Genomic DNA, 339 nt, shown 5'->3' with positions numbered 1-339 from the left:
TTATGGGGCCTTAGCTCAGCTGGGAGAGCGCCTGCCTTGCACGCAGGAGGTCAGCGGTTCGATCCCGCTAGGCTCCACTTTTTAAAAGATTATTTTATATCATGGCGGTGTAGCTCAGCTGGCTAGAGCGTACGGTTCATACCCGTGAGGTCGGGGGTTCGATCCCCTCCGCCGCTATAAAGGACCTTTAGCTCAGTTGGTTAGAGCAGACGGCTCATAACCGTCCGGTCGTAGGTTCGAGTCCTACAAGGTCCACCATCTATACGGAGGAATACCCAAGTCCGGCTGAAGGGATCGGTCTTGAAAACCGACAGGGGTGTCAAAGCCCGCGGGGGTTCG

3 tRNA genes are annotated in these 339 nt (G+C 55.8%); all 3 read left to right on the top strand.

Features of this window, described 5'->3' with window-relative positions:
* Positions 1-4 precede the first annotated feature (4 nt).
* The 3 genes from ACTJJQ_RS19270 to ACTJJQ_RS19260 all read left to right on the top strand — a co-directional run bounded on the left by ACTJJQ_RS19270 (position 5) and on the right by ACTJJQ_RS19260 (position 258).
* A tRNA-Ala gene (locus tag ACTJJQ_RS19270) sits at positions 5-77 on the top strand.
* Positions 78-103: 26 nt separating this feature from the next.
* Positions 104-177: transfer RNA gene (locus tag ACTJJQ_RS19265), tRNA-Met, on the top strand.
* A 4-nt stretch (positions 178-181) separates the two neighbouring features.
* Positions 182-258 (top strand) — tRNA-Ile (locus tag ACTJJQ_RS19260).
* Positions 259-339: the final 81 nt, after the last annotated feature.

Source organism: Bacillus sp. 22483, from assembly GCF_052044605.1.
Lineage (GTDB): Bacteria > Bacillota > Bacilli > Bacillales > Bacillaceae > Bacillus > Bacillus altitudinis.
Note: the sequence above shows the minus strand (reverse complement) of the source record. Positions and strands in the feature narration are given on the sequence as shown.